This is a genomic window from Curtobacterium sp. AB7, assembly GCF_044909335.1.
GTDB lineage: Bacteria > Actinomycetota > Actinomycetes > Actinomycetales > Microbacteriaceae > Curtobacterium.
This window is the reverse complement of sequence record NZ_JBIYED010000001.1, coordinates 1025094-1047204: the sequence shown is the minus strand read 5'-3', so window position 1 is coordinate 1047204 and position 22111 is coordinate 1025094. Positions and strand designations below refer to the sequence as shown.

The following is a 22111-nucleotide window of genomic DNA, read 5'->3' as shown; positions in this document are numbered from 1 at the left end:
GATCCGGCGGGGTTTCGGGGGTTCGAGCGCGGTCCGGATCAGGCGGTCGCGCGGATCACGTCGGGCAGCAGCACGTGCAGCCGCTCGGCCAGCCGCCCCTTCGCCTCGTCGAGGGAGCGGAAGTCCCCCACGTACTCGCCGAACGTGTCGGCGACGAAGAAGTGCGTGCCCTGCCGGTCGACAGTGCCGCCGTAGTACCCGCCGTAGTTGGCGACCCAGAGCCCCGTGTCGGGCTGCGCCCAGCTGATGCGGACGCGAGCCGGCGCGGTGTCGGCGACGACCTGCGCCTCGATCTCGGCGATGACCTCGATCGTCCGGGTGTCCAGCGTCACTTCGGTCTGCTGGTGGTGATCGGCGGTCATGCTCATGGTGGTGCTCCTTCGGGCTGTGCTGCGTGCTGGTGCTGGTGCTGCGGGCGTCGCGGACGCCGATGGTGCGTGGTGGGACGGGCAGCGACAGTGCCCGTGGTGCGGTGGCGCGGTGGCGCCTACTCGACCGGTCGGATGACCGACGGGAGCATGACGTGGAGCTGGTCTTCGAGCTTGGTCTGCGCTTCTTCGAGCGATGCGAACTCGCCGACGACGAGGCCGAAGGTGTCCGAGGCGACGAAACGGCCGTCGCGCTTGTCGACGCTGCCGCCGAAGTACCCGCCGTAGCCGGCGATCCACTCGCCCTGGTCTTCCTGCACCCAGGTGACCTTCGCGCGGGTCGGACGGGTCGAGGTCGCCGCGTCGGCTTCGAGGATCGCGATGGTGTCGACCGTGTCGGTGTCGAGGGTGACCTCGGCCTGCGTCGCGTTGCTGACGGTGATGCTCATGTCGCTCTCCTTCACGATCCGGGGTACATCTGCTGACACCAGAACGCTACGAGAACCACGACCCGAACCGCCAGCGATGCCCGTTGATTCACGGGTTCTGTCAATGCGGCCCATCGGCGTCCCCCGGGTTTCCGGGGCGGTGTGACGTCTTTCCGGGGTACAGGCTTCAGATCGGGGTACTCGTTTTCCGGACCTCCGAGATGTGTCACGGAATGACGGAGACGCCCATCCGGGAGGCCCGACTCACTACCGTCGGTCGGGTGACCTCCGACAGTCCCCGCGTTCCAGGGCGCGCCCCGGCCACCGGCCGCAGCCGTCGGGTCGCGACGTGGCTCGCCGCCGCCTACGGCGTCGCGGTGGCGCTCGTCGGGTTCTGGGGTTCACCAGTCGACGCGGCGGCCGGTCCGTGGCTCGAGCGGGTGATCGCGACCGCCCATCGGCACGGCGCACCCGACTGGTTCGGCTACGGCACGATCGAGTCGCTGTCGAACGTGGTCTTCTTCGTCCCGTTGGGCCTGCTCGTGGTCCTGCTCGCGGGCGCTCGGTGGTGGTGGGCCGGTGCGGCTGCAGGTGTGGTCGTCAGCGTCGGCGTCGAGACCGTGCAGGCGCTCTTCCTGCCCGCACGCACTGCGTCGATCGACGATGTCCTGGCGAACGGGCTGGGAGCGGTCCTCGGAGCCGTCGTGGGCGTCCTGGCGCTCGCGTGGGCAGCACACCGTCGGCGTCGCTGAGCGGCCAGCCGCTCCTCCGGCCCGCACACGACGAAGCCCCCGGAGCGTTGCGCTCCGGGGGCTTCGTTCAGTGCGGACTGGCTCAGACGGACTCGCGCTGGCGACGGACCGAGGTGCGGACCAGCAGCAGGCCACCACCGAGGACGACGGCGCCGCCGGCGACCCAGATCGCGAGCATCGAGATCGTGGAACCGGTGAAGGCGAGCTCGCCGTTGCCGTTGGTGCCGGCAGCCGCAGCCGGGACGACGGCTGTGCCGTCGGCCGGGACGACCGTCAGGGCCGAGGTGGCCACGTTGCCCGAGGTGGCGCCGGTCGCGGTGAGCGAGTAGGTGCCCGACGCGCCCTGCGGCAGCGTGACGGAGACCGCAGCGGCACCGGTCGACGACGCCGTGTAGGTCTTGGAGACGGTGGTGATGGGCAGCGCGCCCAGCGTGACGGCGCCAGCACCGGTCACGGAGACGGAGACCGTCTCGTTGGCGACGAACGAACCGGCGGCGAAGCCGACGGTCGCGGTGCCACCGGAAACGGCCGAACCCGAGACACTGACGTTCGACGCGGGCACGTAGCCGGCGGCGTTGGCAGCGGACGGAACGGCGACGAACGCAGCAGCGGCCAGGACGACCGCAGCGATGATCTTCTTCATGGATGTGTCCCCTAGACCCTGATGTCTCCGCACGAGGACCCTGATGTCTCCGGCGGATGGAAGTGCGATCAGCCCCCGTACTTGCAGGCGCGATGGCGAAGTTCGCTCAATCTACCGGGGATTCACAGCTCGTGACCAGGGGTTGTGTAACCGACTGGTGAACTCCGGGGGTCGACACCGCGTCGACCGGCGTGCGCCCTTGGTCGGGACCGCCGAGGTACTGCACCCGGATCGTCGTGCTTTTCCCTGGTGAGAGGGTGGTCTGGAACTGCGCGACGGGATGGTCGCCGTCCGTCGCCGTCTGCGGGGACGCTGTCTTGCCATCCTGAGTGGATGTGACGTACACCCCTGAAGAGGGGGCGTAGACGGCAACGTTTGTCCGAACTACGCCGGGCGCCACGCCGAACGCTCCGGCTCCGGTGACGTACTCCGGCAGACTTGTCGCCGCGTCCGCCGGGGCAGTGCTCTTCAGCGAGACCTCGAGCGTCCACGTCGGTCGGCCGTCCTTCCGGCACACCTCGCTGCCGACCGAGACCGTCTTCTCGAGGTAGTAGTCCATCTTGGCGCCCGTGGCGTCGTTCAGGTAGACGCCGAACTGCTGCGAGCTCGAGTCGCTCGTCGGCAGACCACCCGCGATGGCGGTCCCGGTGAGCTCGGACTGCTCGCCCTTGTCGGCGCTCCAGAGCTTGACCCGTCCCTCGTCGACACCGGTCGTCAGCGCCGCGATGAACTCCTTCGGGTCGAAGCCGCCCTCGGAGACCTTCGTGAACACCGCGCTGGCTGCCGACGCGAAGAAGGCGTCCTGCACGGTCGGGTCCGGGTACTTCGCGTACGCGTCGCTGAGCAGCAGCTGCACCGCGTTGTCCGACGTCAGCTCGTCACCGGTGGCGAGCTTCACGGGTCCGGTCGCCTTCAGGATGTAGCCGAGCGTCACGGGGTCGATCGACAGCACGCCGTCGACCCGCTGCCCGAACTGCTGCTTCCACATCTCGCGCGCGAGCTTCGCTGAGGTGTCGAACCGTGGCGTGAGAGTCACGTCCTGCATGTACTCGCCAGTGATAGCCCCGTAAAGGCCTTGCGTGTCGGTGTCGAGCGGCAGCACCGGCTCGTCGTACGGCCCGAACGAAGCGCCCGAGGCCTGGCTCGCGAGATGGATCGCGCCGTCCTCGACGTCCAACAGCGCCACGGCTCCGGGAATCCCCCCGCCGGCACGCAGCTCCGCGTTGTTCTGGAAGAGCACGAGGTACTGCTTCGCGCCACCGTCGCCGAGCATCGCCGGCGCCAGCTGCATCACCTTGTCCGCGACGGCCGCCTGCTCCGAGACAGACGCCAAGGAGGCCCGGAGCTGGTTCACCGCGTCCGTCACCGCCGACACGGTGTCACCGGTGTCGATCCGGTCGGCCGCTCGGTTCGCCTTGCTGAGCGCGGTGGTCGCCTTCGCGACCGCCGGCTGCGCCGCCACCAGCGGCTGCAGGTCGATCTTGCCGTCCTGGGGTTTGAACGCGTCGACGTCCACGTCGCCCAGGACCCCGGCGACCGGACGGACGGCGTCACTCGCCACGTCGTCCACGATCGCGGACACTTGGCGGACGGCGCGGAGGTTGCCGCCGATGAACGGCGTGTGCTCGAAGACGGCCCACACCGGGTCGGTCGTCTTCGCCCGAGCATCGGCGGCACTCGCCTGGAGCTTCGCCGCCGTTCGCTGCGCCGCTGCGGTGTCGCCCTTCGCCAACTGCGACCGCAAGGTGTCGACGTGCGCGACGGACGACTCGAGGTCCTGCTTCGCGAGAACCCCGCGGATCGTCACCCAGGCGACCGCGGCGATCACGAGCAGGACGATGAAGAGGACGCTCCACAAGATCCATCGGCGTCGCGGAGGCCGAAGCCGAGCTGAGGCCGCGGATTCGGACTCGGGAAGGTCCGCCATTGCTTCATCCTAGAGTTCAGTCGTCGATGGTCAGGCGGAGCCGTCTCACTCGCGAATGTGTGCGGAGTTCTCGTGGTACCAGTTGATGGTGCTGCGGAGACCGTCCTCGAGTCCGATCCCTGCACGCCACCCGGCCTCAGCGAGCTTCGAAACGTCGAGGAGCTTCTGCGGCGTGCCATCCGGCTTGGAGCTGTCCCACACGGTTTCGCCATCGAAACCGACGATCTTGGCGATCGTCGCAGCGATCTCCTTGATCGTGACGTCCGAGCCGGTGCCGACGTTGACCTGTTCCGGACCGTCGTAGTGCTCCATGAGGTGGAGGACGGCCCCTGCCATGTCATCGACGTGGAGGAACTCGCGGCGAGGCGAACCGGTCCCCCAGTTCTCGACGCGATCGGCGCCGTCCCGGACGGCCTGGTCGTAACGGCGTATCAGCGCGGGCAGGACGTGGGAGCCGGTCGGCGAGAAGTTGTCCCCCGGCCCGTACAGGTTGGTCGGCATCGCCGAGATCCACGGCAGACCGTGCTGACGGCGAACGGCCTGTACTTGCATGATTCCAGCGATCTTCGCGACGGCGTACGCATCGTTCGTCGGTTCGAGATGCCCCGTCAGCAGCGAGTCCTCGCGGATCGGCTGCTCCGCGAACTTCGGGTAAATGCACGATGATCCCAAGAAGACGAGGCGCTCGGTACCGTGGACCACCGCGGCGTCCATGACGTTGACCTGGATCTGCAGGTTCTCGCTCAGGAAGTCGTGCGGGAACGTGTTGTTCGCCATGATCCCGCCGACCTTCGCGGCGGCGAGCACCACGTACTTCGGCTGCTGCTCGGCGAAGAACTCGAAGACCGCGTCACGATCCTTCAGGTCGAGCTCCGCCGAGGTCCGCCCGACGAGATCGGTGAAGCCTTCGCTCTCGAGCTTCCGCCAGACGGCCGAGCCCACGAGCCCGCGATGACCAGCTACGTACACGCGTGCGGACCGTTCGAGTGGACCGACCACGAATTCGGTGTGTGACATCAGGACTCCCAGCACGCGAGACGGACGTTGTCGATCCAGGGACGACCTTCGCACTCGAGGGCCTCAATGTCGGCATCGACCATAATCCGTGCGAGTTCAGCCGTGTCGACGGTCGCCTCCCAGCCGAGCTTCTCCTTGGCCTTGGACGCGTCACCCACGAGGGCGTCGACTTCAGCAGGGCGCAGGTACCGCTCGTCGAACTTGACGTGGTCTTCCCAGTTCAGCCCGGCATGGTCGAAGGCGGTCTCCAGGAAGTCCTTGACGGTGAAGTTCCCACCGGTCGCGAGGACGAAGTCCTCGGGCTCGTCCGCCTGGAGCATTCGCCACATGCCCTCCACGTACTCAGCCGCGTATCCCCAGTCCCGGACGGAGTCGAGGTTGCCCAAGTACACGAAGTGCTCACGTCCCGCCTTGATCCTTGCGACAGCGCGAGTGATCTTCCGGGTGACGAAGGTCTCACCGCGGCGAGGCGATTCGTGGTTGAAGAGGATCCCGTTGACGGCGTACATGCCGTACGCCTCGCGGTAGTTGCGGGTGACCCAGTAGCTGTAGACCTTGGCGGCTCCGTACGGCGAACGGGGCCAGAACGGCGTCTCCTCGTTCTGGGGCGGCGGGGTCGCCCCGAACATCTCCGATGACGACGCTTGGTAGAAGCGCGTGTGGATACCCGACATGCGAACGGCTTCGAGCATTCGCATCGAGCCGATGCCGGTGACGTCGCCGGTGTGCTCGGGTTCGTCGAACGAGACACGGACGTGCGACTGAGCGGCGAGGTTGTAGACCTCGTCGGGCTTCAGCTCGCCGAGGAGACTGACGAGTCTCGCGCCGTCCCCGAGGTCACCGTAGTGGAGGAACAATTTCGCTTTCGGCTCGTGCGGATCCTGGTACAGGTGGTCGATCCGCGCAGTGTTGAACGTCGACGCACGGCGGATGAGCCCGTGTACCTCGTAGCCCTTGCGCAGCAACAGCTCGGCCAGGTACGAACCGTCCTGACCGGTGATGCCGGTGATGAAAGCGCGTTTCGTCAATCGATCCTCGTCTGATGGTGTGCTGCTGAGCTGAGCGTCTCGAACCGTCCAGGGCGGAGAGACTGGAGCAGAGCGCTGAACTTGTCGAACGCCGCGTCCGCGGTCAGGTGTTCCCGGAGGAACGTCCGCGCTGATCGCCCGAACTCCTCAGCCGCCGTTCGATCTGCCCCCATGTCGAGAGCGGCTTCGAGAAGCGCCTGCGGATCCCCTGCCCTGACCGACGCCCCAGCGCCCGCGGAGAGCACCTCGAACTCGGTGACGCTTCCCGGTTCTGTCGACGCCAGCACGGGGAGACCCGTGCTGAAGTACGAAGTGAGTTTGCTCGGTACGGCCATTCCGGAGATGCCGGGCGCTTCGTTGACGAGCAGGACATCTGCGCTGTTCATAGCCGCGTTGAACTCATCGTCCGGAAGTGAATCGAGGAAGTCGAGACGGTCGACCCCGGCGCCGATGCTCTGGAGCCGAGCTTGCTGATTCCCGCCGCCGAGCAGCACGAAACGGATCGGCGCTCCCTGTTCATCTGCGAGTTGTGCCGCTCGGACGACGTTCTCCAGGCCTTGTTTCACGCCCATGTTCCCGGCGTGCAGCACCACGACCTCGTCGCGCTTCCAGCCGAGACCGTCGCGGACCGCACGTCGGTCGATCCTGTCCGGTGCACGGACGTGTGACCAGTTCCGGATGACGGCGACCCTGTCTTCGGGCACGCCGAGTTCACGCACGACGTGCTGCTTGAACCTGTCGTGGATGACGACGACGGCGTCTGATCGGCGGAGCAACCACTTCTCGACACGGCGGACGACCTTGCTGGCGAGTCCGCCACCCTGGCCGGTTTCTTCGAGGCCGAGCGAGTACAGATCTTGGACCCACGTCACCGACGAGACGCGTCGGCGTGCAAGTCGGACGCGCAGCATGGCGACTGCCGACGAGAAGAGGGCCGGCGAGACCAAGACGACGACGTCCGGCCCTCGCCACGGCGCAAGAACAGCGCGGACACCGAACGACAGCTCTGACAGAAGCCGCAGGAGGCCGACTGGCTTCTTCGGAAGCACGTGCCGAAGCCTGGTCACGCGCACGCCGTTCAACACCTCGGTCGATGTCCGCGGTGGTGTTTTCGTACCGAACGTCCATGCGGGGTAGTGCGGGAACGCCGTCACGACCGAAGCGTCGATGCCCTCCCCAGCGACGCGCGCCGCCAGACCGCCCGTGTAGGGCGCGATACCGGTCGGCTCCGGCGGATAGTTCAACCCGACGAAGACGAGGGACCCCTGCTGCACTCGCCGACCATAACAGTCGCTCAGTTACGCACGAAGGCTCGTGTCCACTTGGCCCCACAACTGGCGGCGTCCGAGTCCAGGCGGAGGCAGTAGCTGCCGAGACCCGCCGACGATCGCTCGGCGACGACTGTGCCGCTGCATACAATTGCGCCGAGCGGCTCGAGGGGTATCGGGCTTCCACGGGGACAGGAGCGCGAACGCATGCAGGCCCATGACGAGCCGCCACGCGTGATCTCGCTCGCCGCTGCACCCGGTGAACGACAGTCCTGGGACCGATCACGCCTCACCGTTTACCTCTGGGGCGCCGTCGAGCTCCTCCTCGTGACGAATCCGTGGCAGATCTCTTCCGGCCTTCGTGTTCGAGCACTCCGCGCGTTCGGTGCTGAGATCGGAGCAGGCGTCGTCTTCCGTCCGCGGACCCGCGTCAGGTTCCCCTGGAAGCTCCACATCGGCAACGACAGCTGGATCGGCGAGGGTGTCTGGTTCCACAACCAGGACCACATCTACGTCGGGCACGACGTCGTCATCTCGCAAGAGACGTTCCTCACGACCGGCAGCCACGCGCACCGCAAGGACATGGCGCTGCTCACTCGGCCAATCCACATCGAAGACGGCGTCTGGATCACGTCGCGATGCATGGTCCTCGGTGGTGCTCGTATGGGGACGTCGTCCTTGGCCACACCGATGTCAGTCGTCAACTCATTCGTCCCACCGAACACCGTTGTCCAGGGAGCTCCGGCCGTTGCGATCGGGCACCGTTTCGAATCCCAGGACGCGAGCTGTCCGGAATGAAAATCGTGCAGTTCGTCAGCTACGTCTCCGTCGATGGCGCGTTCGGCGGCCCGGTGGCTGTGGCCGCCACCCAGGCGGAAGAGCTGGCCCGACAGGGTCACGAAGTGACGCTGTTGGCGGGCTGGGACGGGAAAGCCAGTATCAGTATCCCAGGAGTCAAGGTCGTCCTCGCGCCGGTTCAGCGCATCCCGGGTGCAGGCTTCTCGGGGTTGCGGTCTCGACGCGTGCGCTCCTGGATCCGAACGAATGCTCGGCAGATCGACGTCATGCACATCCATGCCGGACGCCACCTCGTCGACCTCGAACTGGCGCGCGCAGCCCGCAGACTCGGCGTGCCGTACTTCTTGCAAACGCACGGCATGATCTCGTCGCGCCGGCGATCGGCGGTACGTGTCCTCGACAAGCTGGTCACTTCTCCTGCAATCCGCGGCGCCCGCAGCGTCTTCACCCTGACCGACGCTGAAGAGTCCGAGCTGGCAGCATTGTTCCCGGGCGCGGAATTGACCCCGGTTCGCAATGGAGTAGCTCCCGCGTCATTGGACACTCTCGACGTCGGCGAGTTCCGTGAGAACGAGGTGTTGTTCATCGCGAGGTTGCATCCCCGAAAGCGCGTGATGGCGTTCGCAGAGATGGCATCACTTGTCAGTGTCGATCATCCCGAATTGTCCTTCGTCGTCATCGGACCGGACGAAGGCGACCTCGGCCGACTCAGCGAGTTCATCCGAAGCCACCCCGAAACGCGCCTCACGTACGAAGGCTCCCTTCCCCCAGGACGCGCGGCACAGCGTCTTGTCGGCGCGGCAGCGTTCGTCCTCCCGAGCCGAGGCGAGGTCTTCCCGATGACCGTGCTCGAAGCGATGTCAGTCGGAACGCCGGTCGTACTCACCCAAGACTGCGGCATTTCAGCAGACCTTCGCCTGCGCGGCGCTGCCCTGGTGAGTGACGGATCGCCGACGTCCCTTCGCGATCAGCTCGAATCGGTCCTCACCTCTCAGGGTCTTCGCGACCGCTTGACCGATGCCATGGGTCTGGCACTGCAGGACCGTTACTCGATCGCGAATGTCGTGCGCGAGCTGCTCCAGCACTACACGCGAGACCGACGAGCCGGGCGTCGTCCGTCCGTGGTCTGGTTGACCAATGCCGCTCCTCCGTATCGTCTGCCCGTCTGGGATGCGCTCGCGGAACGCATCGATCTCGAAGTGTGGCTCCTCGAGAGCGACCGCAGGCTCCAGCGCGATGACAACAATCGAGGCGACGACTGGCTCGTCGGCGGATCCACGAGTTCCTACCGCGTCCGTTTCTTGAAGAGCGTTGTGCTCCGACGCGGGGAAGCGCGCCACTACACAACGCCTTCGCTGCCGGTTCGCGCTCTGCGTGGAAAAGACGCGATCCTGATCGGTGGTTGGGACTCGCCCGCTTACTGGTCAGCATCGCTCGCCGCCAGGCTCGCAGGAGTACGTAGGGTCGGTTTCTACGAGTCGCACCGGCTCTCCCAGCAACACACCGGCGGTGCCATCGCCGCAGCCCGGCGGACTTTCTTCCGCTCACTCGACGGGGTGGTCGTGCCTGGAGTGGCTGCGCGAGATGCACTCGTCGGGGAAGGCATCGACGCCGCAAAGATCGAAGTGGGCTTCAACGCAGTCGACGTCCAGGGAATCAATGATGCGACAGTTCTCGCACGACAGAGAATCAACGCACCCAGCTCGAACGCCGGCTACCGCCTCCTCGCCGTCGGTCAGCTGATCCCCCGGAAGAACGTTTCGGCGACCATCGATGCGATCGCGCTTCCGGGTCTTGAGCGGGCGACGATCACCATCATCGGAGTCGGCGATGACGAAGCGAGCCTGCGTGCCCGAGCGGTAGCCCGCGGAGTCGATGATCGAGTGACGTTCGGGGGGTACGTTGCGGCGTCTCAACTTCCGGAGGTCTTCGCCGTCCACGACGTCCTCGTGCACGCCGCCGCTGAAGAGGTGTGGGGACTCGTGGTGAACGAAGCATTGGCAGCAGGGCTCGGCGTGGCGGTCTCCCGGAACGCCGGAGTCGCGCAATCCGTCGCGGGGATGCGTGGAGTCCACCTGACTGGTACGACCAGTGCCGAGATCAGCGCGACCCTGGTCACGATGCTCCCGTTCGATCACGAGCCGAGCCCCCCGATCCTGGAACACACTCCCACCGCCTTCTCATGGACGTTCCAACGCGCGCTTCTTCCGGCCGAAGAAGCCTCGGGGAAGGAGGACCGAGCGTGATCATCGCGAGCGCTGCCGCACTGCTAGCGGGTTTCGTCCTGCTCAGGCGTCACACCGCCGCTCTTCCGGGCCTGATCCTCGCCACGTTCTTCCTCGTGTTCGGGCTCACTGGCGCCTCGATGTGGAACTGGTCACGGGACGTGAACGGCGCCGGGCTCCCGGCGGAGATCGTCGCAGGCGAAGGGATCAGCTCGGCCGGCGCGAACATCTTCGCCACTGCAGCACTCGGAGCAGCAATCGGGTCGTTCGTCGTGGCTGGGCTCCGTGAACGCGTATCGTTCACCCGGCTTCGCGACAGTTTGGCCGGTGGCTCGATCGCAGCCCTGGCACAAGTTGTGTCCGGCACCTCGTTGATGCTCTGGATGGCCGGGCAAGGCCCGAGTTTCCTGCGGCGAGATGTCTACCTTCAAACCGATGGGTCCGCGGTCGTCCTGACCGCTGCCAGCCTCCTCGGTCCATTGATCGGGATCGCTGCCTTCGTGATCTCCGCTTTCGGGAAGTCTCGACCGACCCGGCTCGCGGGGCTCGTCCTGGCGATCGCATGGTGGGCGCTCACGGTGTCGGTGGGGACCCGACTCGCAGTGGGGTTCACATTGGCGGCACTGCTCGTTGTCGGCATTCGCCTCGCGCTGCGTCCGACGCTTGCCCGTGTGTCGTTCTCGCTGGTCGGCGTTGCCGTCCTCGCGTACGTCAACCTCGCCACATTCGCAGTCACGCTGATCGCGCGCGGGAGCCCCCACGGACTCCTCCGGATCGGTTCCCTCTTCCGGAACGCGGCTGTCCCCGCGCCGTTCGTACTCGAGTCGTGGGTCATGCCGTTGAAGTGGTTCGTCTCGTCCGTGTCATCGGCGTTCCCACTCACAGAGCAGTCGGCGCTGAACGCGCCGCCGAGTTGGGTGCTGATCGCCAATGTCAACCCGCTGCCGTCGAGTCTGCTGAACATCGATGCGTTCAGTCACGAACGACTCTGGCCCTACTTCTGGGTGCCGCTCGGCTTCATCGGCGAGGTCTTCGGCGCGTTCGGACCGGTCGGTCTTGCGGCCGTCTTCGCTCTGGTCACCGCTTCCGCGGGACTTGGTGCTGCGCTATTGCAACGACGAAACCTGGATGTCGGGGTCCTACTCGTCTTGACGGTTACCGTCGCTGCCGGCTTCCTGTCGATTCAGTACCCGAGTCGTTCGGCCGGTCGGGTCATCAGCTTCGTGATGTTCGGTCCGATCCTCGCGCTCGCTTTCTTCAAGATCGCGCGATTCTTCCGGTTGCCGAACTCTGAACGGTCTCGGCACGGCGGAGTACGACGAACGCCGCGATCTCTCAACTGAGGCTGGTCACCGGTCGTCTATTCCAGATGCCGGATGACTCGGGCGGGAACCCCTGCCACAACGACGTTCGCGGGAACGTCCGCAGTAACCATCGCGCCTGCGCCAACGATCGCGCCAGCTCCGACATGCACTCCTGGCAGGATCGTCACACGTGCGCCGATCCAGCTCCCCCGGCCTATGAAGATCGGCGCGAAGACATTGTCTCCCGCACGCTTCTCGCTCGGTCCCACGACGTGGCTCACCGTGAGCAGCTGAACCGCCATCCCGATGCTGACCCCGTCCTCGATAGTGACCGCCGCTTCCGCCTCGATGAAGCAATCGGCGTTGATGAAGACATCGTCGCCGATCACCAGGCCCGATCCGAGAACCCGGATTCCGTCTCGAATGAGCGATCGGCCTGCGACGATACCGCTTCTGCGGAGCACTCGGAGTCGGAGCCACGGGCTCACCCAGGAGGATCTGACGCTGTTTCGAAGGGCAATGTTGACGCGCCGCAGCACTCTTGCCTTCACATCCAGGAGGTTCACCGTAGCTGTTTGTGCGAGGAACGGAGTCGATGGCCCGCTCTCGGCCATCCATCGTCAGCTGGCATCATGCGTCCTCCTTCGGAGTCTTCGCAGGTGGAAGATGGCCTGCACCGCGGCGGGCAGGGCCTGGGACGAAGACAAACCTAGGCCCGCTCCTGCGGCTGTTCCGGACGCGGCCCCGGCCGCGACAAGGGGCAGGCTCACGACCAATTCGACAAGGCGCAGTCGACTGAGCACGCGAACCTCATGTCGATGCTTCATGACGAGGGTTGCAACGGAAGCGAACAAGCTCGCAAGCACGCCTACCGCCAGTCCGAGCGAAGCCTGGCGGGCGATCTCGACGTGCTCACCGACGAGTAGTGCGAGCACCGGCTCGGGGGCGACTTGCAAGCCGATGAGGTACACGAGTGCACCCGCTTCGAGCAGGAGCAGCGAGTTCCGAAGGATCTTCGGCCAACGAACTGCTCCCGGCGGCTGACCACGAAGGGCTGCCGCGCTGAGGAACGGCAGAGCGCTGCTGACCAGCCCGATCGGAGCAACAAGTGTCTCAGCGAGGCGCACACCTGCAAGAACATCAGCTCCTCCGATGATCCCGAGCAGCGCGACCCCGGCCATGCTCGTAACGAAGAAGACCACCCACTCGAGCATCCCGAGCCTGATCAGCTGCCAGGTCTGCCGAAGCCACGCCAGGGCGGGCTCGAACCTCTCGTCCAAGCCGCTCGATCGACGAAGGAAGATCCCGATCGCCGCAGTGACGAGGACCGACGCAAGGGAAATGCTGACGAGCGTCGCATTCAGACTCGGGCCAGCCGCGGCGATGCCGACGCCTACTCCAACCATCGCGAAGATGAAGACGGCGCCGTCTGCGAGCGGGAGTGCGTAGGGCTCCTTCCGCGATCGCGCGAACACGCTTCTCGCGAGCTCGTACGCTCCGAGAGTCCACACGGTGGCCGCGAGCAGACAGGCGGTGAGCCACGAGAGGCCGGAAGCGGACACCGCTATCACCGCGACCACCAGGGGTGTACCTGCTGCCGTCCCCACCCCGATGAGGCCGGTGAGCGAAGGAGCGGTGCGGTGCAAGAGCAACGCAGGAACGACGACCATGCGGATCGCCCCAACCCACAGCGACTCGATCGTCCACCCCACGAAGAAGAGCGCGAGCGCCTTCGTTCCAAGCGTGTGGGCGGCGGTGATGGACACCAAGTAGCTGCTCAATGCAAGGAAACCCTGAGCCGCCACCCTGGGCAGGACCGCACCGAGGAACTTCATAGAGTGAACACCGACTCTCCTCAACGGCCCGAGCGTTGGAGTCGAAGGCGCTTCACGATCGCCGCGATCGGGTTGTGCCGCACGGCGACCCGCGCCAGGTTGGTTCGGCCGATGGGCGAGGGCGTCGCGAACGCCGCCAGACAAGTCCGGTAGACGGCATCAGCGCCGGCGGGACCGCTTCCCACGATTCTGGTGAGTCGAGCAACCAGCGTGGGAGCTGCGAACGGGGCGAGCCCATCCGGCGCGAATCGGTCCCCCGCATGGACCGTCTCGACCACCTTCAACCACGATTTGGTGCTCGTCGTGTAGTGGAACGAGGGGAAGCCTCGGAACTCGAACGGCGTGTTGTCACGGGTCCGAACTGCACGGTACGCCACGGGGAGACCAGTACCCATCGCCTCCAAGATGACGTTTCCAAAGGACTCTCCTCGGTCGGCCCAGTGCGCAAAGACATCCGCCGCCCAGTACTCGAGCAGCAGGGAATCGTCGTCGACAGGCTCGTGCCTGACGAAGGTCCGCTCGTTCGCCAGGGCCTGATGACTCGTCGGAGCGCCGATCAGCCGTACCCGGGCCGTACCGCCGGCGTCCGTCGTCTCCGACAGCCTGCGGTAACCCGCGAGCGACCACTTCTCTTCGCTGGGCGATCCGACACGGAGGATCACCCGCTCGCTCGGCAACAGCCCCAGTTCTTCACGGGCTGTCCTGCGCTCGTCGCTGGAGGGAGGCCGGAAACGGCTGAAGTCTTGAGGATTGGGGACGATCCGGAGGTTACCGGGGTCTGCTCCTGACTGGAGTCGGTATTGAGCTGCCACCCAGTCACCGAGCAGACCGACGACCACCCTGCGGCCGAAATCGACCGGCAGCGGCTGTCCGAAGATGTTGTGGGTGAGCACCACCACCCCCTTTGGCAACTTTGCGTTGACCGCGCGGAGCCAATCCAGGGTCGCAGCACTCGGAGCGGCGTGGTGGAGGTGCACGAGGTGGGGCTCGAATTCCTGGAGCACGGAGAGCGACTGTGTCGTGACGACGCCTGCCCGCCGCGCTGCCCCGGCACGGTCGGGATGAAGCTCGTCGGGCGAGTAAACCAGGACTTCTGCGCCCGCTGCTCGCCAGAGGTCGGCGAAGAGCAACGCGCTCCGGGATGTGCCACCCCTGCTGCTGTCCGAGAAACCCAACACCACTCTCATGGTCAACGTTCCTCATTCTTGGGTGTGCCGTCGGTGAGCAGCCGCAGGACTGCGTCGCCGTAGGAATCCCACGTCTGCAAGGCCCGCAGGCTCGCCGCGTTCGCCCTCCGCGCGTCCCACGACAGCGGGCGCACTCGGTTCAGTGCCGCGCGGAGGCCGATCGCATCCGCCGCTTGAACAGCCTCGCCCGGCGCGCCGACGTCGAAGAGATCCGCCGCGCCGACCTGCTCCGTGACGACAATGGGCAGCCCAGCGGCGATCCCCTCGAGTACCACCAAGCCGTACGAATCCTCGATGCTCGGCAGGACCAGCGCGTCGCTCCGTGCGAGCACACCCGACAGTGCACCGTGCGGAAGGGTTGCCCGGTGCCGCACGTTCGCCGGCAGGTCACGAAGGAGTTCGGGGGCAACCACGGGTCCGATGAGCTCTACTTCGAAAGACTGCCCACGTGCCGCGTCCAGCAGGAAGGGAATTCCCTTTCGATAACTGATCTGCCCGACGTAGACCAACTTGACGGATCCGCCACGTGGCACCTCTTTCGCCGGTCGGAACCGCAAGGTGTCCACCCCGTACGGGACTGTGACGATCGACTCGCGTTCGACGCCACGCTCGACCATCTGGCGGGCCGCGATCCGCGACGGAGTGAGGACGAGATCGGCCAACTCGAGTTCCGCCCCGATCCGAGCAACCTGACGCTCTGGGACTCGTTCCGCATCGGCGCTGCGCCCGTACACGTCCCCGAGCAACGTGTTCAAGGCCTCAGGATGCCCGTCCACCGCGTGCAGGACCTTTCGAGCGTCCTGGGCGGCCGAGAACGACGCGAGTGCCGCACCAGGCATCCCGATGAGGGTTCCAACGGGCGGTTTCAGCCGCTTGGCAACTGCACGGTCGAAAGATGCCTTCACTGTGTCCATTGGGCGCGGGAAGACACGGTCCATGCCCGGGAGCCGAGCACTCAGCCGAATGACCTCGAGGCTCGGCGCGACTCCAGTCCTCGTGCTCCGCGCCCCTCCGGCGAGCCGCAGCCGCTCCTGGAGCGGCTTTCGGAGTCGACCCGGCACCAAGGCGGCCGCTGCTGCGGAGAAGGCGCGCGAAGGCTCGTAGACGGCGAGGGAAACACCTCGTGTCTCCAGGTGTTCCGCAAGTCGGGTGATTGCGCCCTCAGGGTACGGCGCAGCGATCACCACGTCCGCGCCTTTCCGGCTACCTCCGGCAAAGGGTGTGGAGGTCAATAGGCACCATCCGACCGGACGACCGCACGGATGGTGCGCCAGAGGATCACCAAGTCGACGGTAATCGACCAGTTCTCGACGTAGTACAGATCCAGGCGCACAGAGTCGTCCCACGACAGATCCGAACGACCGCTGACCTGCCACAGGCCAGTGATGCCGGGCTTGACGAGGAACCGCCTATGGACGCGGACGTCGTAGCCACTCACTTCACGTTGCAACGGCGGCCTCGGTCCGACGAGCGACATCTCGCCGGACAGGACGTTGAAGAGCTGCGGGAGTTCATCAAGGCTGAAACGCCGCATCACCGACCCGACTTTCGTCACTCTCGGATCGTCCTTCATTTTGAACAACACCGGATTCCCCTGCGCTCGATCGAGCGCGCTGAGTTCCTGGAGCCGGGCTTCCGCATCGACCACCATCGAACGGAACTTCACCATCCGGAACGCTGCACCCTTCAGGCCCACGCGCTCTTGGCGGAACAGAGCGGGTCCGGGGGAACTGAGCTTCACTGCCAGGGTGAGGACGAGGAAGAGCGGCGAGAGCAGGATGATGAGGAGTCCCGCCGCGACCACGTCGAATGCGCGCTTCGCATAGAGCTTCCTGCCCTCGTACGTCGGCGTCTCGACGTGGATCAGGGGCAGCCCCTGCACCGGCCGCGTGTGGATGCGCGGGCCACCGATGTCAGTCAGGCTCGGCGCGACGACGAGGTGCTGCTTGCCGGGTTCCAGGGACCAGCTGAGTTCGCGGACGCGTTCCGGGGGCAGGTCGTCGGCGCTCGTGATGACGACGGTGTCGGCTCCGCTCTGCGCGAGCGCCGTCAGGATGTCGTCGAAGCCGCCGTAGCTCTGCACGCCCGAACCGGGAAGGGTGCCGACCTGTCCGCCCGACACCGCGGCACCCAGCACTCGGTAGCCGGCCTCGGGCGTACGAGCGAGCTCCTGGGCGATGTGCTGCACGCTCGCCGGGGAGCCAACCAACAGGACCTTGGCGGAGTAGCGCCCGGATCGACGTTGCGCGACCAACCACTGTCGCCACATCCATCGCGAGAGCAGCAGGAACAGGATTCCGACGGGGAACGCGATGAGGACGTACCCGCGGGCGAGCTCGATGTGGAACAGGAACGCAGCGATCGCCAGAAGCCCGAAAACGCGACCGCTCGAGTCGGCCACGAGCCGGTACTCAGTGCTGCCGACCCCGAGCACTCGAGCACCGCGTGTGTCGAACACGGCCAGGGCACCGAGCCACAGCAGGATCACGATGATCGAGATGCCCGTGTAGTTGAGGCGGAGGTCGTTCGCGTTCGTCGCCAGGTTCGAGTCGAATCCAAGCCAGGCGATCTGCACCCCGAACACCACCCAGATCAGGACGAGCAGGTCGGTGAAGAGCACACGTCGTCCGTAGGCCCGGCTCCAGTCGGCGTTCGACGACTGCGCGGCGCGGGACGACGCAGACGTGTCCTGCGCGCCGCTCACCACGTGACACCGTCGTTCGTCGACACCAGCGCATCGGCCCCGGACCAGAGCCACACGGCGTTGCCGGCCCGCGCGACGGCGAGCGCCCCGTCCGGGTCAGCCTCCGCCGCACACCCGACGACCGTCGACTTGGTCGCCGTCGTCACCCCGACGGCGGGCAAGGATCGGATCTCGACGCCGGCGCAGGCGGCCTCGTCGACGGTCGCGACCAGGTACGAGTCACCGTCGTCCGCCAGGGACCGGACACCCGCGAGCGGCACACCGACCCACTCGCCGTCGCCTGAACGCCACTGCACCTCGTCGGCGCAGACGACGGCAGTGGTGAACTCGCCCTCGTACGCCTCGATGGGGTCGGTACACGGGGAGTCGACGGTTCCGATCGACAGGATCAGCCCGTCGGGTCCGACACCGGCCCCGGCTGCGCCAGCGGCTCCGTCCTTCCACGACCGCCCGTCGTCGACGGACGTCCAGACCGTCGGTTCGCAGCCGTCGCCCGTGCCGGTGACCATCGAGATGCTGTCCGTGCCGGCGCGGAGCGCCAGCACGGCGCCTGCTCCGGCCCCGAGACCGACCGGAGTCCACGTCGTTCCGCCGTCCACGGTGTGTTCCAGCACCCCGTCGGTTCCGTCACAGACCCCACTGGAGGCGCGCCATGCCTCCTGACCGTCCACTGCGGACAGCAGACGGCGGCCGGGCGCGACCATCCCTGCGGGATCCGCCGTGGCGGTGCCGGACGGCTCGGCCGTCGCGGTGCCCGGCGACCGGGGAGAGCTGGAGAAGGTCGGTACCGGACCAGGAGTCCCGTTCGACGAAGGCGCCGTGCGCGCCAGCGCGAGGGCCACGAGCACCACGTCGACGACCACCAGGACGACGACGATGACGGCGACCCAGACCAGCGTGCGGCGCGAGAAGACGCTGCCGAGGGTGCGGGACCCTCGGCGCGGGCTCACGTGCGGACCGCCGTCATCGAGCGGCTCCGCGGGTGGCTGCGACGCGGCCGCGCTTCGGGGGCTTCGGCATGGGCGTGTCCTCGTCCTGCAGACCGTAGCCGTACGCGTAGCCGTAGCGGCCGTAGCCGTAGGCACCCGGTCCCTTGGTCGGCATCATCGTCATGACGAAGCCGGCGATCGGGGCACCGACGTTCTCGAGCGCACTGACTGCACCGGCGAGCTGGCCCTTGTGGGTGCGGCCGGATGCGACGGCGACGATCGCGCCGGAGGCCTTCTTCGACAGGATGGCCGCGTCGGTGACGGGCAGCAGGGGCGGGGCGTCGAACAGCACGTAGTCGAACTGCCGCTCGAGACCGGCGATCAGGTCCTGCATCGCGCGGGAACCGAGCAGCTCGGACGGGTTCGGCGGGATCGGCCCAGCGGGGAGCACGACGAGGTTGCCACGGCCCCACGGCACGGCGACGTCCTCGATCGTGGCACGTCCGATGAGCACGTCGGTGAGCCCGGCACCGCCCTCGAGGTCCATGTAGGTGGCGATCTTCGGGCGGCGCAGGTCGGCGTCGATCAGGATCACGCGGAAGCCGGCGCTGTCGAGCGCGATGGCGAGGTTCGCCACGGTGGTGCTCTTGCCCTCGGACTCGACCGACGACGTCATCACGAAGGTGCGCGAACCGGTGCCGAGGTCGAGGAACTGCAGGTTCGTGCGGAGCGTGCGGAAGGACTCGGCCCGCGGGCTGCGCGGGTCGACCTGCACGATGAGCGGGCGCTCCGACGCCTTGCTGTCGAAGGCGATCCCGCCGACGACCGGCTTCTCGCTGATCTTCTCGACGTCCGACTCGGTGCGGACGCGGTTGTCGAGCGTCGAGCGCAGGACCGCGACGCCCACGCCGAGGGCCAGGCCGACGAGCAGACCGAGCACGACGTTGACCGGCACGTTGGGGCTGACCGGCGCGTTCGGCACCTGGGCTTCCTTGACGCGGGTCAGCTTCACCGTGCTCGTGCCGTCGGCGTCGGTGGCCTCGATGTTCTGCACGACGTTGGTCAGGCTCTCGGAGGTCGCGTTCGCGATGTCAGCGGCCTGCTTGGCGCTCGTGTCGTTCACGGTGATCGAGATGAGCGTCGTGTTGAGCGGCGCGTCCGAGGTGACGAGCTCGGCGAGCTGGTCGGACGTCATGTCGAGCTTCAGGCTGGAGATCACCGGCAGGAGCACGATCGGCGTCTCGACGAGGTTCGAGTACGTCAGCACACGCTGCTGCGTGAAGGTGTTGCCCTGCGCCAGGTCGCTCGCACTACCGCTGGTCTGGGTCGAGACGAAGACCTGCGCCGAGGCGGAGTAGACCGGCTGCTTCAGCAGCGAGAAGCCGGCCGCGGCCGCGACCCCGACCAGTGCCAGCACCAGGATGAAGACCCATCCCTTGCGCAAGACCGCTATGTAGTCGCGTAGCTCCACGCGGCACCCTTCCCCGGAAGTCGCCGCGCCCTGCAGAGTCCCTGTCGCAGGTCGACCGGGATCGTCCCAGCGTTCGGCAGGGAAATACTGCCACACCGATGAGACGCGCTCGGGGTCGCGCGACGTCGAGTCTCGTTCTGCGTCCCGTACGGTGGCGACATGCAGCCCGAACCGGACGCGCCGACCGCCGCCCGCCCTTCCTCGGCGGTGCGGGACCTGCAGGTCATCGTGATCGCGCTCCTGGTCGCCGTGCTGCTGTCCCGGATCGTCGGTGGCGTCGCCCGGACTGGGGGTCTGCCCTCCCCGGTCGCGCAGGTGCTGGTCGCCGACCTGGCCGTGTGGGTGCCGCTCGTGCTCGGTGTCGGGTGGGTGCTCTGGAAGTCCTCTCCGGCGGTGCTCGTCCGCCGGCTCGGGCTCGGGTGGGCCGATGCCGTCGCGGCCATCGGCATCGTCATCGTGTGCCGCGGGCTCGATGCCGTGCTGTCCGTCGCGTTCTTCGGTGTGACCGGGCTGACGCCGCAGCCGATCATCGGCACACCGGACGTGCTGCTGCTCGTGGTCTCGGCGATCGGGGTGTGCCTGGTCAGTCCGGTGCTCGAGGAGATCGTGTTCCGAGGCGTCATGCAGCGCCGGCTGTCGGCCGAGCTGACGCCGCGCACGCGATTCCTGGCCGTGCTGGTGACCGCGTTCGCGTTTGCGCTGATGCACCTGGCGATCAGCACGCCCGCGTCGTCGGTCGCGAGCTTCGAGGTCTTCGTGACGACGTTCGTGCTCGGCCTGCTGACGGGGACGCTCGTCGCGATGACCGGACGCATCGGCGGGGCGGTCCTGGCGCACGTCCTGTTCAACACCGTGGCCGTCGTGCTCACCTGGCCGCGCTGACATCGGCCGCACCGGTAGACGCATCGACCGGTAACGTCCTTCTCGAATGTCTCGCACAACCAGCATCTTCGAGAGCCCCCTCGCACGGCAGGCTCCCCTCAGCGGGCTGCTGGCGCTCAGTGCGGTCCTCTCGATCACGGTGCCGACGCTCGAGGTGACGGACGGCGGTCTGTTCGTCGGGAGCCTGGCGGTCACCGGGGTCGCGACGGTCGTGGCTGCCGTGGCACTGGCGCTCCCGCACTCTGTCGGGCTCGTGCCGGCGTTGCTGGTGCTCGACTTCGTGGCGATCGCGCTGTTCCGGACGAGCACGGGCGCAGGCGCCTCCGTCTTCACCTCGCTCGCCGTCCTGCCGGTCGTCTGGTGCGGGTCCCTCCGTGGGCGCCTGACCGTCGTGTACGCGGCACTGGGCGTGACGCTCGTGATCATGGCGCCCTACTTCCTGACGCCGACGAACGTCCCCGGTGCGAGCGAGCTGGTCCGTCTCGGCGTCACCGTGATCGTGTTCGGGACGGTCGCGGCGGTCGTGCAGGAACTCTCGCGGCGAGCGCGGCGCAACGTCCGCGCTGCCCGGCTGGGCGAGGAACGCGTCCGTGCGGAGATCGAGCGGGCTGCCGCCGTCCAGCGGTCGCTGCTCCCCGCGCCGACCGACCACCTGGGCACCGACGTCGCGGTGGCGGGCGCCTGCCTGCCGGCGAAGTCGGTCGGTGGTGACTTCTTCGACTGGTACGAGACGAACACCGGGATCGCCGTCAGCCTCGGTGACGTGATGGGCAAGGGCGTGGGGGCGGGGCTCATCGCAGCGGCCGTGCGGGCCACGGTCCGCAGTGCCCGCACCGTCGACGACCCGTCCGAGGCCCTCCTCCGCGCAGCCGACGGGCTCGCCGCAGAGGCCAGCGTGACCGACGTGACGTTCACCACGCTGTTCCACGCGCGCATCTCGGCCGACGGCACCTTCCGGTGGGCCGACGCGGGCCACGGGTTGAGCCTGGTGCTCCGGTCGGACGGCACCGTGGACCGGCTCCGGTCGAGCGACCTCCCGCTCGGGATGGGGCTCCGCGACGAGTGGGCCACCACCGAGGGGTTCCTCGACGCCGGCGACCTGCTCATCTCGTTCAGCGACGGCGTGCTCGATCTGTTCGGTGGGCGCGAGGACACCGTCGACGCCGTGGCCGATCTCGCACGGGCCTGCGGCTCCGAACCCACGGCGCTGGTGGCGGCGCTGTCCGCGCGGGCGGACGAGGTCGCGCACGACGACGACGTGACGGTGATCGCGATCCGACGAGCACCGATACCGGCTGACACCTCCGCACTGCCCGCCCACCCAGCACGCCGGGATCGAGCGTGA

The 22111-nt window shown here is 67.2% G+C and carries 20 protein-coding genes; 6 read left to right on the top strand and 14 right to left on the bottom strand.

Annotated elements, in window-relative coordinates:
* Nucleotides 1-38: 38 nt before the first annotated feature.
* Nucleotides 39-368 carry a hypothetical protein gene (locus ABH929_RS05205; RefSeq protein ID WP_181437589.1) on the bottom strand — a complete coding sequence of 110 codons (330 nt, stop codon included), beginning with the start codon at nt 366-368 and terminating at the stop codon, nt 39-41.
* 119 nt (nt 369-487) lie between these two features.
* Entirely contained in the window at nt 488-817 is a 330-nt protein-coding gene (locus ABH929_RS05200; protein WP_263055316.1) for a hypothetical protein, read from the bottom strand.
* 260 nt (nt 818-1077) lie between these two features.
* Here ABH929_RS05200 and ABH929_RS05195 point away from each other — a divergent pair, with 260 nt between their 5' ends.
* Nucleotides 1078-1548, top strand: coding sequence for a VanZ family protein (locus ABH929_RS05195; RefSeq protein WP_404560389.1), 471 nt, complete (start codon nt 1078-1080; stop codon nt 1546-1548).
* 82 nt (nt 1549-1630) lie between these two features.
* Here the strand turns inward: ABH929_RS05195 and ABH929_RS05190 are convergent, their stop codons facing one another.
* The 5 genes from ABH929_RS05190 to ABH929_RS05170 all read right to left on the bottom strand — a co-directional run bounded on the left by ABH929_RS05190 (nt 1631) and on the right by ABH929_RS05170 (nt 7437).
* A complete protein-coding gene (locus ABH929_RS05190) occupies nt 1631-2191 on the bottom strand; it encodes a sortase (RefSeq protein WP_123293616.1) in 561 nt (186 codons plus the stop codon).
* Between the two features lie 106 nt (nt 2192-2297).
* A complete protein-coding gene (locus tag ABH929_RS05185) occupies nt 2298-4049 on the bottom strand; it encodes a DUF4012 domain-containing protein (protein ID WP_404560388.1) in 1752 nt (583 codons plus the stop codon).
* Nucleotides 4050-4163: 114 nt separating this feature from the next.
* Nucleotides 4164-5135, bottom strand: coding sequence for a GDP-L-fucose synthase family protein (locus tag ABH929_RS05180; RefSeq protein WP_404560387.1), 972 nt, complete (start codon nt 5133-5135; stop codon nt 4164-4166).
* Nucleotides 5135-6163 (bottom strand): GDP-mannose 4,6-dehydratase, encoded by a 1029-nt coding sequence (gene gmd / locus ABH929_RS05175; RefSeq protein WP_404560386.1) that lies wholly within the window; start codon nt 6161-6163, stop codon nt 5135-5137. Before gmd ends, ABH929_RS05180 begins: the two co-directional genes overlap by 1 nt.
* On the bottom strand, nt 6160-7437 hold the full coding sequence (locus ABH929_RS05170) for a glycosyltransferase family 4 protein (protein ID WP_404560385.1): 1278 nt from the start codon (nt 7435-7437) through the stop codon (nt 6160-6162). The genes gmd and ABH929_RS05170 overlap by 4 nt, the downstream gene beginning before the upstream one ends.
* Nucleotides 7438-7638: 201 nt before the next feature.
* On the opposite strand from ABH929_RS05170, the gene ABH929_RS05165 reads away from it, so the two are divergent.
* Genes ABH929_RS05165 through ABH929_RS05155 form a run of 3 tightly spaced genes read left to right on the top strand, consistent with a single transcriptional unit; the run spans nt 7639 to nt 11797 of the window.
* Nucleotides 7639-8229, top strand: coding sequence for an acetyltransferase (locus tag ABH929_RS05165; RefSeq protein ID WP_404560384.1), 591 nt, complete (start codon nt 7639-7641; stop codon nt 8227-8229).
* The gene (locus tag ABH929_RS05160; protein ID WP_404560383.1) at nt 8226-10475 is read left to right on the top strand and encodes a glycosyltransferase; all 2250 of its coding nucleotides are present in this window, start codon (nt 8226-8228) and stop codon (nt 10473-10475) included. The genes ABH929_RS05165 and ABH929_RS05160 overlap by 4 nt, the downstream gene beginning before the upstream one ends.
* Nucleotides 10472-11797: a hypothetical protein gene (locus ABH929_RS05155; RefSeq protein WP_404560382.1), complete on the top strand. Its 1326-nt coding sequence runs from the start codon at nt 10472-10474 to the stop codon at nt 11795-11797. The genes ABH929_RS05160 and ABH929_RS05155 overlap by 4 nt, the downstream gene beginning before the upstream one ends.
* 17 nt (nt 11798-11814) lie before the next feature.
* Here the strand turns inward: ABH929_RS05155 and ABH929_RS05150 are convergent, their stop codons facing one another.
* From ABH929_RS05150 to ABH929_RS05120, 7 genes are all read right to left on the bottom strand, one after another.
* On the bottom strand, nt 11815-12147 hold the full coding sequence (locus tag ABH929_RS05150; RefSeq protein ID WP_404560381.1) for a DapH/DapD/GlmU-related protein: 333 nt from the start codon (nt 12145-12147) through the stop codon (nt 11815-11817).
* A 231-nt stretch (nt 12148-12378) separates the two neighbouring features.
* Nucleotides 12379-13593, bottom strand: coding sequence for a hypothetical protein (locus ABH929_RS05145; RefSeq protein WP_404560380.1), 1215 nt, complete (start codon nt 13591-13593; stop codon nt 12379-12381).
* Nucleotides 13594-13613: 20 nt separating this feature from the next.
* Nucleotides 13614-14786 carry a hypothetical protein gene (locus ABH929_RS05140; protein WP_404560379.1) on the bottom strand — a complete coding sequence of 391 codons (1173 nt, stop codon included), beginning with the start codon at nt 14784-14786 and terminating at the stop codon, nt 13614-13616.
* On the bottom strand, nt 14783-15718 hold the full coding sequence (locus ABH929_RS05135; RefSeq protein ID WP_404560378.1) for a glycosyltransferase family 4 protein: 936 nt from the start codon (nt 15716-15718) through the stop codon (nt 14783-14785). Before ABH929_RS05135 ends, ABH929_RS05140 begins: the two co-directional genes overlap by 4 nt.
* 290 nt (nt 15719-16008) lie before the next feature.
* Nucleotides 16009-17484: a sugar transferase gene (locus tag ABH929_RS05130; protein ID WP_404560377.1), complete on the bottom strand. Its 1476-nt coding sequence runs from the start codon at nt 17482-17484 to the stop codon at nt 16009-16011.
* Nucleotides 17481-18434, bottom strand: a complete 954-nt coding sequence (locus ABH929_RS05125; protein ID WP_404560376.1) for a hypothetical protein — start codon at nt 18432-18434, stop codon at nt 17481-17483. The genes ABH929_RS05130 and ABH929_RS05125 overlap by 4 nt, the downstream gene beginning before the upstream one ends.
* A gap of 13 nt (nt 18435-18447) precedes the next feature.
* Complete coding sequence (locus tag ABH929_RS05120) at nt 18448-19884, bottom strand: polysaccharide biosynthesis tyrosine autokinase (protein ID WP_404560375.1); 1437 nt, start codon at nt 19882-19884, stop codon at nt 18448-18450.
* 159 nt (nt 19885-20043) lie between these two features.
* Between ABH929_RS05120 and ABH929_RS05115 the strand changes: the two genes are divergently transcribed.
* Both ABH929_RS05115 and ABH929_RS05110 read left to right on the top strand, forming a co-directional pair.
* A complete protein-coding gene (locus tag ABH929_RS05115; protein ID WP_404560374.1) occupies nt 20044-20766 on the top strand; it encodes a lysostaphin resistance A-like protein in 723 nt (240 codons plus the stop codon).
* A 46-nt stretch (nt 20767-20812) separates the two neighbouring features.
* Nucleotides 20813-22111: a PP2C family protein-serine/threonine phosphatase gene (locus tag ABH929_RS05110; RefSeq protein ID WP_404560373.1), complete on the top strand. Its 1299-nt coding sequence runs from the start codon at nt 20813-20815 to the stop codon at nt 22109-22111.

Coding starts and splice junctions, on each gene's coding strand:
- ABH929_RS05205 (WP_181437589.1), bottom strand. CDS start 368: ATGAGCATGACCGCCGATCACCACCAGCAGACCGAAGTGACGCTGGAC.
- ABH929_RS05200 (WP_263055316.1), bottom strand. CDS start 817: ATGAGCATCACCGTCAGCAACGCGACGCAGGCCGAGGTCACCCTCGAC.
- ABH929_RS05190 (WP_123293616.1), bottom strand. CDS start 2,191: ATGAAGAAGATCATCGCTGCGGTCGTCCTGGCCGCTGCTGCGTTCGTC.
- ABH929_RS05180 (WP_404560387.1), bottom strand. CDS start 5,135: ATGTCACACACCGAATTCGTGGTCGGTCCACTCGAACGGTCCGCACGC.
- ABH929_RS05165 (WP_404560384.1), top strand. CDS start 7,639: ATGCAGGCCCATGACGAGCCGCCACGCGTGATCTCGCTCGCCGCTGCA.
- ABH929_RS05160 (WP_404560383.1), top strand. CDS start 8,226: ATGAAAATCGTGCAGTTCGTCAGCTACGTCTCCGTCGATGGCGCGTTC.
- ABH929_RS05145 (WP_404560380.1), bottom strand. CDS start 13,593: ATGAAGTTCCTCGGTGCGGTCCTGCCCAGGGTGGCGGCTCAGGGTTTC.
- ABH929_RS05135 (WP_404560378.1), bottom strand. CDS start 15,718: ATGGACCGTGTCTTCCCGCGCCCAATGGACACAGTGAAGGCATCTTTC.
- ABH929_RS05115 (WP_404560374.1), top strand. CDS start 20,044: ATGCAGCCCGAACCGGACGCGCCGACCGCCGCCCGCCCTTCCTCGGCG.
- ABH929_RS05110 (WP_404560373.1), top strand. CDS start 20,813: ATGTCTCGCACAACCAGCATCTTCGAGAGCCCCCTCGCACGGCAGGCT.